Here is a 16670-nt window from a genome sequence, read left to right as displayed (position 1 = left end):
CGCCGAGGAACATCTACCGGGTTCTTGGCCGGAGCACACGTCCCCCACGGGTCTTTCACCACAAGATTAACCCCACGTCGCCGCGAATTAGGGTCAAAATTAGGCATTCAAAGCCAATATGGTTATAACCATGCCGTTCACCACAACTTAACCAAGCGTATGCCGTTGTGACATACAGCATACAGCCCCTCACCCCACCCCAATACGGGGCTGAAATGTTCAGAAGTGGGCGCAGCTTTGTCTGGAATAATCCACCCCTCGAGACTCAACCCGGTTATATCCACCGCGTAAAGTTCCCTCCACCACCCAGCGAAAAGCGGCGCGGCACTTTGTTAGAGACATAAGCACAGGGAACAATAAAGAGCAATGAATACTGCAGATAATCCTCAAAACTCCCCAGCCGGCGAAATGCCTCACGGCCGCCCGCTGCAGACCGACTTCAACGCTAAATTCGGCAACGACCTCGATTACCCACGCCTCGGCAACGTCACCTTCCGACGCGGCACGCTCACTGACAACCAGAATGCCCTCTTCGAAGAGCACTGGCCGCGCCTAGGAGCAATGCTTGCCGACGAACGCCTCGACATCGATTCTTGGTTCGGCCGCACCGGCGCCAAGACTATCGTCGAAATCGGGTCCGGCACCGGCACTTCCACCGCCGCTATGGCACCGCTCGAGCAGGACACCAACATCATCGCCGTCGAGCTCTACAAGCCCGGCCTTGCCAAGCTCCTAGGCTCTGTCGTTCGCAACGACATCGACAACATCCGCATGATCCGCGGCGACGGTATCGAGGTGATGGTCCGCATGTTTGCGCCAGAATCCTTGGACGGCATCCGTGTCTTCTTCCCCGACCCATGGCCGAAGGCCCGCCACCACAAGCGCCGCATCATCCAATCCGGCACCCTCAACCTTTTTGCCTCCCGTCTGAAAAAGGGCGGTGTTCTGCACGTCGCTACCGACCACGCGGGGTACGCAGAGTGGATCAACGAACTCGTCGAGGTAGAGCCCACCCTCCGCTACAAAGGCTGGCCATGGCCCGAGTGCCCGCAGCTGACTGACCGCCAGCTCATCACCAAGTTCGAGGGCAAGGGCCTCGACAAAGACCACGTCATCACCGAGTACCTGTGGGAGAAGATCTAATGCAAGGTTCCTACCTACTCATCTGGGACGCCCCCAACATGGACATGGGGCTAGGCGCCATCCTCGGTGGCCGCCCAACAGCAGCGCACCGCCCACGTTTTGATGCCATCGGCCGCTGGCTCGTCGATATCGCTCTGCAGAACGACGCCCAGCCAGAAGCTGCCGTCTTCACCAACGTCACCCCTGGCGGCGCTGACGTCATCCGCCCGTGGGTCGAGGCGATCCGTAACGTCGGCTTCGCAGTCTTTGCCAAGCCGAAGCTGCACGAGGACGACGATGTCGATCCAGACATGGTGGATTACATCCAGGCCAACCGCGACAAACTCGAAGGCGTCATCGTCGCCTCCGCCGACGGCCAGAATTTCCAGCCCCTCCTCGAGGAAATCGCAGCCGAGGGCAAGCCCGTCTGCGTTCTCGGCTTCCACGAGCATGCCTCCTGGGCCGTGACACACGATGACATCGAATTCGTCGACCTCGAGGACATCGAAGGCGTCTTCCGCGAGCCACTGCCGCGCATCAACCTCGACAACCTGCCAGAAGGCGGCGCCTGGTTGCAACCATTCCGCCCGCTCACCGCCCTACTCAAGCAGCGTTAGGAGGACCATGTTCTACGCTTGGGGCCGCTTTTCCTATGCGCATCGCAAAGTCGTCCCGCTCGTCATTGTTGGCGTCATCCTGCTGCTTTTCATCGGCTTCGGCACTCGCTTAGGCGAGCGCATGAGCCAGGAAGGCTGGGAGGACCCCGGCGCGGCGTCGACAAGCGCAGCCCGCATCGAACAGGAAACCTTCGGGCGCGACAACTCCGGCGATGTCATTTTGCTGTTTTCTGATCCTGATCAGAACTTTGCCGCAGCAAAGGACCACCTCGCAACGCTAAAAGAACAGCACCCGCAGGAAATCGATGGAATCACCAGCTACTTCGATACCAAGAACCCAAACTTGGTCAATCGGGACCACAGCACTGCCTTTGCCGCCATCAGCCTCAAAGGCGACGGCGAACAGACGCTGAAGGACTTCCGCGCGATTGAAAGCGACCTCACCGCCACCGACATCCCGGTCAAAGTCGCTGGTGCTACCGCTGTGGCCGATGCTCTCGATGAGGGCATGGCCAACGACATCTCCCGCGCTGAAAAAGCAGCCCTTCCGTTGGTTGGTCTCCTACTGCTGATTGTCTTCGGCTCGGTTGTCGCTGCCTGCATGCCGCTTGTTGTAGGTGGCCTTTCTATCTTGGGCTCGCTGGGTATTTTGTCTGTGCTCGCTGGCTTCCAGCAGGTCAACGTCTTTGCCCAGGCCGTCGTAACGCTGCTCGGTTTGGGCCTTGCTATCGACTACGGCCTGTTCATGGTCTCCCGCTTCCGCGAGGAGCTGGATAAAGGCCGCTCGACCCCCGATGCCGTTGCCACCACGACCGCCACAGCCGGCCAAACCGTGGTCTTTTCCGCGGGCATGGTGACCGTGGCGTTGTCTGGTCTTTTCCTGTTCCCGCAGGCCTTCCTGAAGTCCGTGGCTTATGGCTCAATCTCTGCAGTTGGCCTGGCAGCGCTGTTGTCTGTGACCGTCTTGCCGGCGCTTTTCGGCCTGCTGGGCAAGCGCATCGACAAGTTCGCCGTGCGCAAGACTTCTCGAAAGGCCCGCCGCTTAGAAGACACAGTGTGGTACAAGCTTCCTCGTTGGGCCATGCGCCATGCCAAGCTCATGACCGTGGCCATCTGCGGCCTGCTCATTGCCCTTACCTTGCCAGTTCTTGGTGTTAAGTTCGGCGGCATCAACGAGACCTACCTGCCGCCACAACATGAAACCCGCATGGCTCAGGACGAGTTCAATGAACAGTTCCCGTCCTTCCGCACTGAGCCGGTAAAGCTAGTGGTAACTAACGCCACCAATCAGCAGCTTGTCGACGTCGTCATGCAAGTACGCCAGCTCGAAGGCCTCACCAAGCCGATGGGCCCTGTTACTCCAACGAAGGACGGCACCACCGTCCTTGCCGCAGGTATCAAGGACCGTGATGACTACGCCCGTATCGTCCACGAACTCGAGCAGGTGGAAGCCCCTGAAGGCGTTGAGCTCTACGTGGGAGGCACTCCGGCCATGGAGGTTGAGTCTTTGGATGCCCTTTTCCACAAGCTGCCGTGGATGGCTCTCTACGTCGTACTGGCAACATTCGTGCTGATGTCTCTAGTTTTCGGCTCTTTCATCTTGCCGATTAAGGCCATCTTGATGACGCTGCTCTCCCTCGGCGCAACGCTGGGCATTTTGACCCTGATGTTCGTCGACGGCTTGGGAGCGAGCGCTTTGAGCTTTACTGCCGGCCCGCTGATGAGTCCAATTCTGGTGCTTATCATTGCCATCGTCTTCGGTCTTTCCACCGATTACGAGGTCTTCCTAGTCTCCCGCATGGTGGAGGCTCGCCGTCGTACGGACGGTGCCGATACAGATGAAGCCATCGCCATCGGCACTGCGCACACCGGAGGCATTATCACGGCTGCGGCTCTCATCATGATTGTGGTGGCAGGCGCTTTCGGCTTTTCCGACATCGTGATGATGAAGTACATCGCTTTCGGCATGATTTTTGCACTGCTTATCGACGCCACCATCGTCCGCATGCTGCTCGTCCCCGCCGTCATGCACTTGCTGCGGGAAGACAACTGGTGGGCGCCCCGCTTCATCCATCGCGCTTACGACAAGTTGGGTCACGGCCGCGAACCCGCCCCAGCCCAGGACAAGTACGATGGCCCTGAACGCAGTGGCCGTTCCCTCGCGGAAGACTCTTCCCTCATCCCATTTAGTGAGCTCATGCAACGCCTCCAAGCCGATAAGCGCACGGGAGAGCGATGAAAAAGAACTGGTTGACCTGGATTGTTTCGCTGCTCATCCTGATTGCACTCGGATGGTTCTTTCGTGACCACCTGAGTTTTATCGCCGAGGGCCTAAGCCGCCTTCGGCATGCGGAGCCACTGCCTGTTGTATTGGTTGTGTTATTCGCATTCGGGTCTATTGCCGGCATGGCGGAGGTCATGCGTCTGCTCATCAAGGCCGGCAAGATTGAGGTCCCGCTGCGGGAAACTTATGCGATTACGCTGGCCTCGAATTCCTGGTCCACCACCCTTCCCGCAGGCCCGGCCTTCGCTGCGATCCTGACTTTCCAGGTGCAGCGTGGTTGGGGCGCCTCGGTGGCTTTGTGTAGCTACTTCCTGTTCCTGTCATCGATCATTTCCTCGATGTTCCTGGCTCTCATCGGCGTCGCCGGTGTGTTTTTCTTGAACGCCGATATGGCGCTGGGGTCGTTGCTGACCACCATCGTCCTCATGCTGGCCGCAATGGGCGCTATCTTCTGGATTACATCCCACCCGGCAACCATTCAGCGCTGGCTAAACCACCAGCGAGTTCTCAAGGGTGCGAAGCTAGCGCGCGTCCGCCAGGAAGTAAACAACCTTGACGAGGTGCACTTGAGCCGCGGCCCGTTTGCGGTCATTTGTATCTCCTCGCTGTTGCACCGCCTGTGCGACATGCTCGCTTTATGGGCCAGCGTGTGGGCCATTACTGGAGAAATCCCTTGGCTACGCGCCGCTGAAGACCACACAACGATGGCCGGCATCGCCCTCGCTTTCCTCGCCGCAAAGCTGGCGGGCTCGGCGCAGGTTACACCGGGTGGTCTTGGAACGGTGGAGGCCGCTCTTATCGCACCGCTGGTGGCTACGGGCCTGACTGCAGCTCATGCCACTTCCGCTGCGATTATCTACCGCCTTATTTCCTTTGCTCTGGTCACTATCATTGGCTGGGTCATCTACTTTGTGCATTACGCCAGCAAGGGGCTGACCTACCAAGCGCTGAATCGAAAGGACACTTAAACACTCATGCGCACAGCACCGATTATCGACATCATCGCCCTCGCCATCTTCGCCGTTCTCGCCCGAATTGCGCATGGAGGGCTCTCCTTCAGTAGCTGGGTCGATGCTTTCTGGCCGTGGACTGTAGGCGCACTAATTGGTTGGGTCATCATCCTCGCCACCAAAATGGAAGGTCGTTGGAAGGAAGGCCTCGTGGTTTGGCTTTCTGCTGTAATTGGCGGAATGGCTCTATGGATGCTGGTTAATGGCCGCCTTCCGCACTACAGCTTCCTTATCGTTGCAACCACGATGTCGGCACTGTTCTTCTTCGGCTGGCGAGGTATCGCCGCACTCGCTTCCCGCCGCCACTAGTTCCGGTTGCGGGGCCACCCCACCCCGTTTATGGTGTGGGGCATGAAGTTGGGGGACTTACTCGGGGTACTTGCGCGCGGTATGCACGTGGTCTCGTTATGTGCGGGCCACAACCGCAGCGAGTTGGTGGCGATGGGCGCCACCGAGTCTTTTGCGCAGTCCTTGTTGTCCTTGCATGAAATCTATTTTGGAAAGACTGCTTTCAGCGCCATGCAGCGCGCGGCGCGAAATACTTCGCACTCTTTGGAATCGCTGCGAGAGATTGAAAGGTACGTCGGCCGCGTAAAAGATAAGCGCAAAGCTTGGCGGCTGCGCGAAGAACTGTGTGCCACCAGGGAGCGCGATATTGCCAAGGTGGCTGTCGCCCGCCTTAAAGAGCTAAGGAAACCACCGCAGGTTGCCCGCGGGGTAAAGGTGCTACGGCGCGATAATGGCCCACACAGCCTTGTTATCACTGACTCCCCGCGCGCTATTGCCGATTTATTCGGCACCATCAAAGCCACTGCTAAAGACCCCACTGCCGCCGCAACAGCGGCTGAAGCATCTGCAGCCGGCCCCGACTTGCTCGGAGCAGTCCGCCGGGTATTTAGCGGTGCTGGCTCCAGCGCGCCGCAGCTGCATACACACGTGATTGTGCGCTTGGAACAGCTAGATAAAATCGCCCGCGGTGACGGCGACGATATCCAGCTCTTGGCCACAGATGGCGGAACGCTAAGCGGCGCTGAGTTCATCCAGAAGCGTTTCGCAGACATCGGCTTCGTCACGCTCGTCCATCCGGAAGTGGGCCCGGTTAACTTATACCGCACTCGGCGTTTCGCTTCAGCAAAGCAGCGCACCATGTTGGCCGCTGAGCATCCCACCTGTGCATGGTTGGGGTGCCGGCGCCCAGCCAACGAATGCCAATTCCATCATCTTGATAGATGGGAAGACGGCGGGATGACGAACATCAATAACTTGGTTCCGTTATGCCACTACCACAACGCCATCAACGATGACTCGCCCGATAAACCAACCGGCCGCGGAAGAATGGGCCGCTTGAGAGGTCGAATATGTTGGCTGCCGCCCGGCGGTGGCAGACCAGTCGTAATTCCCAGCCCCGCAATGTAAACCCCGTTATACAAAAAGAGTCTTCCCACAAGTTGCCCTGTGGGAAGACTGCTTTCGGCTGCCAGAAAGGCTTCTGGCAGAAGTTCTTAGCTGAACATTGCTGCGCCCTGGTTGAAAATCATAACGGCGTAGTTGATGATTTCACCGACGATATCGAGTGCGCTAGACAGCAACATTTACTTTCTCCTTCATTTCTGAGGTCGTTTCATCCACCTTTATCGTCCGCTCCCCTTTAGGGCGTTACATCGGCGCGATGGTGTGCTTCTTAGGCAAGTCGCTTTCGGTCTTCGTGGCCAGCTGGCGCAATGCCTGACGCAATGCCAAACGCGATTGGCTCGGCTCCACCATCGCATCCAAGTAGCCGCGCTCTGCAGCGACATAAGGAGCGGTCATGGTCTCGTCATAGAAGTCCATAAACATCTTCTTCGTCAATGCACGCTGTTCCGGGGTCTCTGCAGCTTCGAGCTGCTTGCCCGCAATCATCACAACGGCAGCTGCCGAACCCATAACCGCAATCTGAGCGGTAGGCCATGCCAAGTTGATATCGCCGGTCAGGTTCTTCGAACCCATAACCGCATAAGCGCCGCCATAAGCCTTACGCACAATCAGCGATACCTTAGGCACCGTTGCCTCCACCACCGCGAATGCGAACTTAGCGCCGCGGTGAATCAGACCGGCCTTCTCCTGCTCAACGCCCGGCAGGTAGCCCGGAGTATCAACGACGAAGACGAGCGGAATGTTATAAGCATCGCAAATACGGATAAAGCGCGCGCCCTTATCCGCAGCATCGGCATCGATACAACCGGCCAGATGCATCGGGTTATTGGCAACAAAACCGACAGCCTTGCCATCAATTCGACCAAAGGCGGTAATCATGTTCGGCGCGTAGTTTTCTTGTAGCTCGATGATTTCTTCGTCATCACCAAGCTGTGCCAAAAGCTCCAACATGTCATAGCCCGCGTTTGTGTCGTCAGGCATGAACTCATTGAGCTCTGGATCTTCGAGCTCCGAATCCTCGGGAGCTGCAAACTCCGGCGCCTCATCGAAACAAGTCAGCGGCAGATGGTCCAGCAAGTCTCGTACCAAATCGAAAGCATCGTCTTCCGAGGCAACCACAGCGCTAACGTTTCCGTTTAGCTCCTGCTGGCGCGCAGAACCAAGGTCATGGGAAGTAATCTCCTCACCCGTGACCTCCTTGATGACGTTAGGGCCGGTCACATACATCTCGGCCTCACCATCGACTGCGATAACGAAGTCAGTAGTAACCGGGGCGTACACAGCACCGCCAGCAGACTTACCCATCATGATGGAAATCTGCGGGCTACGACCACTAAGTGGCAGCTGGCGACGCGCAATTTCCGAATACATCGCCAGCGAAGTCACCGCATCCTGAATACGCGCGCCACCGGAGTCCTGAATACCAATTACTGGGCAGCCGATCTTGATGGCCATGTCCATAATCTCGGTAACCTTCTTACCGAAGATGACGCCAACCGAACCGCCATAAACCGTCTTATCGTGCGCATAGATGCACACTGGGCGGCCATTCACGCGACCATAACCGGTGACGACACCGTCCGAGTAAATCGCGTCCGGGTCACCCGGGGTCTTTGCCAAAGCACCCGTTTCAACAAAAGATCCCTCGTCTAGCAGCGCATTAATACGCTGGCGTGGGGTTGAGCGGCCGGCGTCATCGCGGCGCTTGCGGGAGCGCTCGCTGCCTGGGTCCTGCGCGCGTTCCAAGCGCTGGCGCAGGTCTTCCAGCTTATGAGCAGTAGTAGTCACTACCGAATCTTCTCCTCGATCCAATCATTGATGTGCTTGCCCACGATACCGATAGCCGGCTCATCAGGAACTGCTAGGTGATCGCCCTGCAGCTGCACGATTTCCAGATCTTCAACGATAGCGCCCCAGCCGCCATCCGGGTCAATCTCGGCATACCGCGGTTCGAGTTCAATGGCACCGTCATGCATGCGCTCCGAGCGGAACAAAATCACCGGAACGTCAACATCAGCCCAACGCTGCATATCCAGCTTGCCCAGAATCTGATTGTCCACGAAGGACGCACGTTGGTGTTCCAGGACACCAGCAGCCAGGCCGTGCTCAGAAGCATCCGTGTTGGACAGGAACTCTGCGAGCATGGTCATCAAAGCATCCTCGCCCATGGTCTCGAGCATCTCGTATGGCGGCTCGAAGTCTAGGCCATAAGTCTTCTTTGCGAAGGCAGCGTAACGACCCCACCGCGCCTTAGTCTCCTCGAGAGTATCCGGAGCAGGATCTGAAGGCTGAGTGGTATCGAGCAGAGCAATGAAAGCAACCTCTGCGCTTTCCTCACCGCGCTTTGTGCGGTCCGCTAGCTGGTAGGCAACCTCATAAGCCAAAGCACCACCGAAGGACCAGCCGCCGAGAACTACCTTGCGGCCGCGGGCGTACTTGATGATGTCATCTATATAGGCAGTAGCGCGCTCCTCCAAGGAGCCTTCGAGCCTTTCGACACCGTAAACTGCGACATCGCTTGGCAGTCGACGCGCCAGTGGCTGGTAGACAACCGTCGTTCCGCCAGCTGGGTGGAACATGAAGACAGCGGGCCCCTCGGCTTCACGCAGAACGCGGATGTTGCCTTCGACCTCAGTCTCCAGCCCCTCGCGTACGAGGTCTGCCAAAGGCTCCAAGGTCTGTGCATCGAGGACTTGCTGAGTTGTGACTTCGATGCCGGCGCGCTCGCTCAGGCGCTGCGCGATATCCGCCGCTACAGACTCATCAATCTGCGGAAGCTGAGAGGTCACGCCCGCTGCTGCCTTGCCCGTAAACGTTGCCCAGGTACCAAAGACCATGCGCTCCGAGGCATCACGAGGGGCAACACCCACGCCTTCAGCGCTGTTTTCTGCATCGTGCTTGTCGACGCCGTCCTTTTCAGCATCGGCTTCTACATCGCCTACCTCCGCAGCGCTAGATTCTGCAGAGTTGGCTCCTGCATTGCCGGTGTCCACGGCGCCGACTTCTCCAGCGCCGACGTCCACGGCGCCGGTCTCGGCAGCACCAGCAACAGACTTACCAGCAACGGCATCCTCGACCATGGTGATGACATCGGCGAGGGAGGCGTCGCGAAGCGCTTGCACCTGCATCGGTGGAATCTGGAAATCATTTTCCACGCGATTCTTAATACGCATGCCCATCAACGAGTCCAGGCCTAGGTCGATTAGCGGCAACTCACGCGGCAGGTCAGAAACGTCGTAGCCCATTGACTCAGAGACGATCAGCGAAAGCCGCTCCTCCACAGTCTCCTTCGATGGGTCCCAACGCACAGCCTCCACATCGCTCACATCAGTAAACGACGCCGGTGCACTCGGTGCGGCAGGTTCGGCAATCGCAGCCACGCCCGGAATAGAAGCTTCAGTCAAGTTCAGCGCAGATGCAAAGCCTTCTGCCACCAGCTGCGTAGCCGGACCGTTCACAAAGTAAACCGCAATCGACAGGCCGCCCAATGACTTCGACACCACAGTGGTTACCTCACCCTGCGGCGGCAAGTCACCGTGCTCCTCCGAAGCCACAATCTGCGAGCCCGGGGTAACTGCCTCAGCAGCAGCCTCCAAAATTGCCAGAGCAGAAGGAGCTTGGTCTGCATTCGTCGAGAACGCAACCTTGCCCTCCGGCAGGTTAACCCGCGCACCTGGCAAACCAGAGATGCCAGAAGAAGGACGGGCATTCGTCCAGAAGCGCTGGCGCTTGAACTGGGTGTGAGGGGCGTCGACAAGCGCGCCCGAACCAAAGACCGCCGTGTAGTCTACCGGTGCGCCAGCCACATACAGCTTCGCCAGAAGGTCCAACAAAGACTCCGTCGGATCGACCTTCCGCTTCAAGCTAAACAGCAACTGCGCATCAGACTTACCAACCGCAAAAGCAGTCGACATTAGCCCCATCAACGCAATCGGGTTCGGTGATATTTCCACAATCTGCGTATGCCCAGAGGCAAAAGCGGCTTCCGTAGCATCCTGCAGCATGACCGGCTGGCGAGTCATACGAATCCAGTAATCCTCATCGTGGACAAGGGCACCTGGGCGGTAGATTTCACCGCGGTCGACAGAGCTGTACAGCGTCGTGTGCAGCGGCCGTGGTTCGATACCAGCGATGTCTGCATACAGCTCGCCCAGAATTGGGTCCACAGCCGAGGTATGTCCTGCACCCTTCACGTTAAGCGCGCGTGCGAACTTTCCTTCTGCTTCCAGCTTTTCCACCAAAGCGAGGACCTCAGGACGCGGACCTCCAACAGTTGTCATACCAGGGCCGGTGTAGACGGCAGGTTCAATGTTGCCGTCCAGAGCTTCGATTTCAGCAGCAGTAAGCTCGACAACAGCCATTGCGCCCTGTTCTTCCTCACCGAGCGAGTTTTCACCTTCGCCCATCAAGCGGGAACGGTGAGCGGCGATAAGCATGGCGTCTTCTGCAGTGATACCGCCGGAAGCGTAGGCAGCAGCGATTTCGCCCATGGACATACCGATAACACCCGCCGGACGAACACCGAAGGATGCAAGAAGGTCCGTCAAAGCAATCTGGATTGCGGTAATCGCTACCTGGGCGGTTTCGGTGTTATAGGTCTGGGCGTCGTCGGTAACGATGTCGAGGATGGACCACCCGGACTCGAATTCGACGATTCGGTCGAGTTCTTCCAAGCGTTCCTTAAACGCTGGAGAAATCTCGAGAACGTCCTTAATCATCTTGCGGTGCTGGGAACCGAAGCCGGAGTAGATAAAGACGGGGCCTGGTACAGACGGGGAATCTGCAGAGGCGATTCCCATGGAGACTTTGCCGTCGGCTACCTGACGCAAACGCTTGACGACGTCCTCTTCGCTGACGCCCGTCACCACTGCACGGGAGCGTGCATGGTTTCGGCGCGCAAGAGTGCGCGCGAGAGAAAGCAGGTCAGGATGTTCTTGCTCGATGTAGTCAGCGATCTGGCCTGCAGCAGCCGCGCGACGGGATGGCAGAAGACCGGAAATCGGCAGGGAGACTGGAGCGCCCTCGTCGATGTTGACCTGCGCTGCGGTCTCGGCAGTCAGGCCGCGGTAGTCGGTGAGGACGACGTGCGCGTTAGTGCCACCGAAGCCGAAGCCTGAAACACCAGCGACTTTTTGACCCGAATATTCCGGCCACTCGCGGGGATCCTCAACGACTTCGAGGTGCTCGTTGTCGAAATCGATGTAGCGGTTTGGGGCGGAGAAGTTGATGCTTGGCGGGATGACGCCGTGGCGCATCGACTCGATGACCTTAATGAGGCCAACTACGCCGGCAGCGGATTCAGAGTGACCGATGTTCGACTTCGCAGAACCGAGAAGCATCGGCGCTGCCATTTCGCGCCCGGAACCGAGAACACGGCCAAGGGCGGTGGCCTCGATTGGGTCTCCGAGGATGGTGCCGGTGCCGTGTGCTTCGACGTAGTCGACTAGCTGCGGGTCAATACCAGCGTCGGCGTAGGCGCGCTCGAGGACGTCAACCTGCGCGTCTGGGTTCGGGGCGGTTAGTCCGTTGGAGTGGCCGTCGGAGTTAACGGCAGTGCCCTTGATGACGGCGAGGATGTTATCGCCATCGCGCTCAGCATCGGCGAGACGCTTGAGCACCAAAACGCCGGCGGCATCAGAGCGGACGATACCGTCGGCGTCGTCGGAGAAAGCGTGGATAGCGCTGGTCGGGGAGATAACGCCAAGTTCGCTAAATCCAGTCGAGGCGTGCGGAGCAGCGAGGATGTTAACGCCGCCGGCCAAAGCTACGTCAGAGGCACCTGTGCGCAGGTCATTGACGGCTTGGCTAACAGCGACCAGCGAGGAAGAGCATGCAGTGTCCACGTTGATGGAAGGGCCACGCAGGTCCAGTGCGTAGGAGATGCGGTTGGCCACCACTGCAGAAGAAGTGCCGGTCATGGCATAAGGGTGCGCCTCTGCAGGGTCAGCGACGATGAGCATGCCGTAGTCATTGTTAGTCGAACCCATGTACACGCCCGTTGCAGTGCCGCGCAGCTGGTTGGCTGGAAGCCCTGCGTCCTCGAGCGCTTCCCAAGCTAGTTCAAGAAGAATGCGCTGCTGAGGGTCCATGTTCGCGGCTTCGAGGGGAGAAAGCCCAAAGAACTCCGCATCGAAGCTAGCAATGTCTTCGAGGTAACCACCATCGGTGTTCTGGTTAGCAATCTTTTCCGAGACCGTCGGCTCTGCGGCGTACTCCGACCAGCGGCCCATAGGTAGCGGGCCGGTTCCGGCACGGCCTTCGACCAACATGTCCCAGAACTCTTTGACGTTCTGTGCTCCGGGGAAACGGCCAGCTTCACCGATAATCGCGATATCGCCGCCAATGATGCCGGCATTGCGCGTGGAGGCGGCACCGCTGCTGGAATCGACCGCGGAGTTGCTCGAGGATGCTACGCCGTTGACCAGACGGTCAGCGAGCTGTGCGATAGTCGGGTATTCATAAGCGACAGTCGGTTCTAACTTCATCCCGAGTAGGTTCTCCAGCTCACCGGAGAGAACTACTGCATCGCGGGAGGACAACCCGAAGTTTTCTAGAGGCTTGCTATCAGTAATTTCCTCAGCGGATAGGCCGGTGGTTTGCGCGACCCAATTGCGTAGCCAGCCTCGTAGTTCTTCAACAGTCATCTAAATTAGCTTTCTATAAATGGGGAGTTTCCGCACAATTCTGCACAGCACTGGTTGCCGCATGCCTGCAATCTTTATCGCTTTATTGTCTCATTTTGTTAACTTCTGTCACGATAACAACTCACCTCTGCTATATGGCAGTGCAATACAGCAGAGGTGTAAAAGCGATTAGAGCGCGGCGTTAGCTCGCGAGGAAGTGCTTCTTTGCTACACGGCGTGCAATCTTCCCAGAAGAAGTGCGATTGATTTCATGCGCACTAAACCAGCGAATGACCTCCGGCGTAATACCGTGTGCCTTCGAGACGGCGGTACGAATAACCTCGGTCGCTGCTTCATCGCCTGCAGAATCTGCATCATCAGCACGTTCGATCAGCAGCACTAGCTGCTCGGTATTTCCACCTTCCACGGAGAAAGCAGCGATGGAATCTGGTCGCACATGCGCCGAGGCCTCCTGGACGGTTGCCTCGATATCTTGCGGGTAGTGGTTTCGTCCTGCAACCACGATCAAGTCCTTCAAACGGCCCGTGATGTAGAGGTGACCATCCACGATGGTGGCAAGGTCGCCCGTGGCCATCCACTTGTCATCTTCCGGCGCCCCAACAACGCGGGAGCCCTCTGGCAGGCGCGTGGCCAAAGTATTCCGGAAAGTAGAAGCTGTCTCGTCCTCGCGGCCCAGGTAACCGGCCGCCATGTTGTCGCCGTGCAACCACAGCTCGCCAATCTGGGCGTCGGCAAGCTCAGCCTTGGTTTCTGGATCCACGATCGTCAGATACTGAGCAGGCATGCCCTGACCATTTGATGCAAAAGCCACCGTCTGCTCGGACTTGTCCTCCACAACGGCCTTGCCTGCCGTCAACTGCTCACGGTTGAAGTGCGTGATGAGCGGGCGCTCGCCTTCCTGCGGAGTAGCCACCATCAGCGAAGCTTCTGCCAGGCCGTAGGAAGGACGCATAGCCTCGCGCTTGAGCCCGTATTCGCTAAAGACCTCCCAGAAATTGTCCACTGCAGTCTCTGTTACAGGTTCGGAGCCGATGACAATGCCATCGACATGCGACAGATCAATATCCTCACCCGCAACCGGTGCGCCATAACGAGCAGCTAGCTCCAGAGCAAAGTTCGGAACCACGGCATAAATTCCTGCGAAGCTTTCATCGCCTGGCTGGCGGCTAATCTGGCGTACCCAACGCTTCGGCTGCTGCACAAAGTCACGCGGTGTCATCATCTCGAAGTTCAAGCCCAAAATGGTGGCGAAAGAAGCCAAAATAATGCCCATATCGTGGTGCAACGGCAGCCAGGAAACGATGCGCGGCGGCATCTTAATGTGTACCGCAGCAAAAATCTGCAGCACATTCGTCAAAATCGAGCGGTTAGTCAGCAACACGCCCGCTGGAGTGCGGGTAGAGCCGGAGGTGTACTGGAGGAAAGCGGGAGCGTCGACGGGCGCTGCTGCTCCCTCACCGGCGCCTTGTTCAACTGGATTCTTCCACGAAGCCGCGAGCGAATCCGGCAGAGAATCGATGGAAATCACGCGTGGGCGCTGCGCCGACGGCAAGTCTGCGAAGTAGCGGCGAACTGCGGCTGCAGAAACGTTGTTAGTCAGCACAATCGAAGGATTCGAATCACCAAAGACTGCGCGCAGGTGCTCGGAGTGGCCGGGCTCGTTGGGATCATAGAGTGGCAGCGGAGTCATTCCGGCATACATCGCACCCATGAAGCCAAACAGGTACTCCGGAGAGTTACCAGCGAGGATGGCTACACGGTCCCCTACTGCGCCGACCTGCTGCAGGCGCGCGGCCACAACCTTGATTCGCTTGTTTACCTCTGAGCGGGTGAAATCGCGCGGAGTACCAGCGGGGTCATCATCAAAAAGCCACTGGCGCAAAACCGGGCGATCAGGAACTCCTGATTGTTGTTCCATTTCAAAGACGTGCTCACCAAGCCCCGGCAGGGTCAAGTGAGGCGGCAGAACAATGCGACCATTCCCGTCAAAGAACTGGCCAATCAATGCTTGGAGGTCCATCTAATCTCCTTTTGGGCTTAGATTGTTTACTTTTGACATTAAAAATATCATCTCGGAGACGCGCAGTGTTACATAACGCGGCCGTTTTAAGTTTGAACGAAGTTAGGTGCGGTCGATAATTTCCCGCGCCCAGCCGACGACCCATTGGTTAGCAGTGGTACCCGGAATCACGTTCGGGTTGGTGGCATACATTGCATGCACACCGTTTGCTTCAATGAGCCCGCGTGCGCGCTCAAGGCCGTTTGGGCCATCGAGTGGGGCGTCGCAGATGGAGTCATCAGGTGCACAAATCTGGAAGGTGCGATCTGCCAAGGAACCGAAGCCGTTTGCGCGTGGACCACGCATGGATGCGCCAGGAACGATGCCCTGGATGAGCATGCCAACCGGCTGCAGAGCAATCTCTGCACCGACACCAGCAACGGGCACGCCGGGGTTCTGGCCTACACCTGCTTGGCGGCGCCCATCTGCCACCAACGCAACGCCCGAGACAGCCTCGGCTGGGATTGGGCCATTGCCACCACCGATGCGGTCTGCGACGTCGCCCGCAATGACAGCGCCCTGAGAGAAACCGGCAATGATGAACTTGGTGGCTGGGCAGTTCTCGTGCATGGTGGTCAGCTCGCCCTCGAGGCGAGAGGTACCCTCATCACGAGATTCGTCGTAGCTCATCTCCTGTTGAGCGTTGATGTTTTTAAACTGCGCGGTATAAGGGAGCGTCCAGACCTTTACGTCTTCAGGAACGTAGGCCTCCTTCAGCGGGTTGCTGATGGAAAGCATGAAGGACTTGGGGTTGGCGCTCGGGTTGATGGGGTCATCATCGGCCTTAGATTCCCAAGTGCCAGGGGCAGAAATCACTTCGAAGCGCGGGCACCAATCCGGCTGGGCAGGGGCCTCGACTCCCCCGCCCTGCTCGGTGGGCGCCGGCTCACTCAGATTGTTGGATTCTCCTGCCTTGTTGGCGTTTAAGAAGTGAACCGCTCCCGCGCCGATGACAGCTAATACGACGAGGACGGCAACAACCGTGAGTGTTTTTCGCATAAATTTCTACCTTATTTAGCACACAGGGTGCCGCGCGCTTGGGCCGTGAGGACGGCGGTTAGCTCCTCATGTGACAAAGGTGCGCGGCCTTGCTCGATGAGCTGACCTGCAACAGCGGGGATGGTTACGGCATCGCCTTCGTTGCATGCAGCTTGGCCTGCACCGATGATTTGATCTTCTGCACCTTCTGTTTCTACTCCAGCTTTCTGAACTGCAGCTAGGAAATCTTGCTCAGGTCCCTGAGTCTGGCTAGGCGAAGGGATAGCGGAGATTTCCCGGGCGCCACGGTCTTCAGGCTCATCGCTTGCCGAAGCAGCGCTGGATTCCGAAGAGGACTTTTCGTCCGAAGAATCCGCCGACTGCGAGCTAGCTTCAGAGGCGCTTTCCGAAGCACTTGCAGGCTGCGAAGAACGCTCGAGCGGGGCGACTTTCGTCTGCTCGGGAGAGTTCTCGCTTTCAACCGTTGCGGAACCACAGGCGCTTAGGCCGAGTGCTGCAGCCATGAAGGCTGCGCACATTACA

The 16670-nt window shown here is 58.0% G+C and carries 11 protein-coding genes; 6 read left to right on the top strand and 5 right to left on the bottom strand.

The window, feature by feature from the left end:
* The first annotated feature begins 366 nt into the window (after positions 1 to 366).
* The 6 genes from trmB to WM42_RS07940 are packed head-to-tail and all read left to right on the top strand — an operon-like array spanning position 367 to position 6449.
* Positions 367 to 1143, top strand: coding sequence for a tRNA (guanosine(46)-N7)-methyltransferase TrmB (gene trmB, locus WM42_RS07965; protein ID WP_062036873.1), 777 nt, complete (start codon positions 367 to 369; stop codon positions 1141 to 1143).
* A complete protein-coding gene (locus WM42_RS07960) occupies positions 1143 to 1739 on the top strand; it encodes an NYN domain-containing protein (RefSeq protein WP_062036870.1) in 597 nt (198 codons plus the stop codon). The genes trmB and WM42_RS07960 overlap by 1 nt, the downstream gene beginning before the upstream one ends.
* A gap of 7 nt (positions 1740 to 1746) precedes the next feature.
* Positions 1747 to 3978: an MMPL family transporter gene (locus tag WM42_RS07955; RefSeq protein ID WP_062036867.1), complete on the top strand. Its 2232-nt coding sequence runs from the start codon at positions 1747 to 1749 to the stop codon at positions 3976 to 3978.
* Positions 3975 to 4991, top strand: coding sequence for a lysylphosphatidylglycerol synthase transmembrane domain-containing protein (locus WM42_RS07950; RefSeq protein WP_062036864.1), 1017 nt, complete (start codon positions 3975 to 3977; stop codon positions 4989 to 4991). Before WM42_RS07955 ends, WM42_RS07950 begins: the two co-directional genes overlap by 4 nt.
* A 6-nt stretch (positions 4992 to 4997) precedes the next feature.
* Positions 4998 to 5342: a DUF3054 domain-containing protein gene (locus tag WM42_RS07945; RefSeq protein WP_062036861.1), complete on the top strand. Its 345-nt coding sequence runs from the start codon at positions 4998 to 5000 to the stop codon at positions 5340 to 5342.
* Between the two features lie 42 nt (positions 5343 to 5384).
* Positions 5385 to 6449 (top strand): HNH endonuclease signature motif containing protein, encoded by a 1065-nt coding sequence (locus WM42_RS07940; RefSeq protein WP_062036858.1) that lies wholly within the window; start codon positions 5385 to 5387, stop codon positions 6447 to 6449.
* A gap of 240 nt (positions 6450 to 6689) precedes the next feature.
* On the opposite strand, the gene WM42_RS07935 is transcribed toward WM42_RS07940, so the two are convergent.
* From WM42_RS07935 to WM42_RS07915, 5 genes are all read right to left on the bottom strand, one after another.
* On the bottom strand, positions 6690 to 8234 hold the full coding sequence (locus tag WM42_RS07935) for an acyl-CoA carboxylase subunit beta (RefSeq protein ID WP_062036855.1): 1545 nt from the start codon (positions 8232 to 8234) through the stop codon (positions 6690 to 6692).
* Positions 8234 to 13090, bottom strand: a complete 4857-nt coding sequence (locus tag WM42_RS07930; protein WP_062036845.1) for a type I polyketide synthase — start codon at positions 13088 to 13090, stop codon at positions 8234 to 8236. The genes WM42_RS07935 and WM42_RS07930 overlap by 1 nt, the downstream gene beginning before the upstream one ends.
* Positions 13091 to 13271: 181 nt before the next feature.
* On the bottom strand, positions 13272 to 15110 hold the full coding sequence (locus WM42_RS07925; RefSeq protein WP_062036842.1) for a FadD32-like long-chain-fatty-acid--AMP ligase: 1839 nt from the start codon (positions 15108 to 15110) through the stop codon (positions 13272 to 13274).
* Positions 15111 to 15212: 102 nt separating this feature from the next.
* Positions 15213 to 16148, bottom strand: coding sequence for a cutinase family protein (locus WM42_RS07920; RefSeq protein WP_062036839.1), 936 nt, complete (start codon positions 16146 to 16148; stop codon positions 15213 to 15215).
* An 11-nt stretch (positions 16149 to 16159) separates the two neighbouring features.
* Entirely contained in the window at positions 16160 to 16651 is a 492-nt protein-coding gene (locus tag WM42_RS07915; RefSeq protein WP_235591233.1) for a DUF732 domain-containing protein, read from the bottom strand.
* Between the last annotated feature and the right edge of the window lie 19 nt (positions 16652 to 16670).

The organism is Corynebacterium simulans, from assembly GCF_001586215.1.
GTDB classification, from domain to species: domain Bacteria; phylum Actinomycetota; class Actinomycetes; order Mycobacteriales; family Mycobacteriaceae; genus Corynebacterium; species Corynebacterium simulans.
Note: the sequence above shows the minus strand (reverse complement) of the source record. Positions and strands in the feature narration are given on the sequence as shown.

Excerpts from the sequence above, each read along its gene's own strand:
- WM42_RS07940 (WP_062036858.1), top strand. The coding sequence starts at position 5,385 with ATGAAGTTGGGGGACTTACTCGGGGTACTTGCGCGCGGTATGCACGTG.
- WM42_RS07930 (WP_062036845.1), bottom strand. The coding sequence starts at position 13,090 with ATGACTGTTGAAGAACTACGAGGCTGGCTACGCAATTGGGTCGCGCAA.
- WM42_RS07920 (WP_062036839.1), bottom strand. The coding sequence starts at position 16,148 with ATGCGAAAAACACTCACGGTTGTTGCCGTCCTCGTCGTATTAGCTGTC.
- WM42_RS07915 (WP_235591233.1), bottom strand. The coding sequence starts at position 16,651 with ATGGCTGCAGCACTCGGCCTAAGCGCCTGTGGTTCCGCAACGGTTGAA.
- WM42_RS07955 (WP_062036867.1), top strand. The coding sequence starts at position 1,747 with ATGTTCTACGCTTGGGGCCGCTTTTCCTATGCGCATCGCAAAGTCGTC.
- WM42_RS07960 (WP_062036870.1), top strand. The coding sequence starts at position 1,143 with ATGCAAGGTTCCTACCTACTCATCTGGGACGCCCCCAACATGGACATG.
- WM42_RS07950 (WP_062036864.1), top strand. The coding sequence starts at position 3,975 with ATGAAAAAGAACTGGTTGACCTGGATTGTTTCGCTGCTCATCCTGATT.
- WM42_RS07945 (WP_062036861.1), top strand. The coding sequence starts at position 4,998 with ATGCGCACAGCACCGATTATCGACATCATCGCCCTCGCCATCTTCGCC.
- WM42_RS07925 (WP_062036842.1), bottom strand. The coding sequence starts at position 15,110 with ATGGACCTCCAAGCATTGATTGGCCAGTTCTTTGACGGGAATGGTCGC.
- trmB (WP_062036873.1), top strand. The coding sequence starts at position 367 with ATGAATACTGCAGATAATCCTCAAAACTCCCCAGCCGGCGAAATGCCT.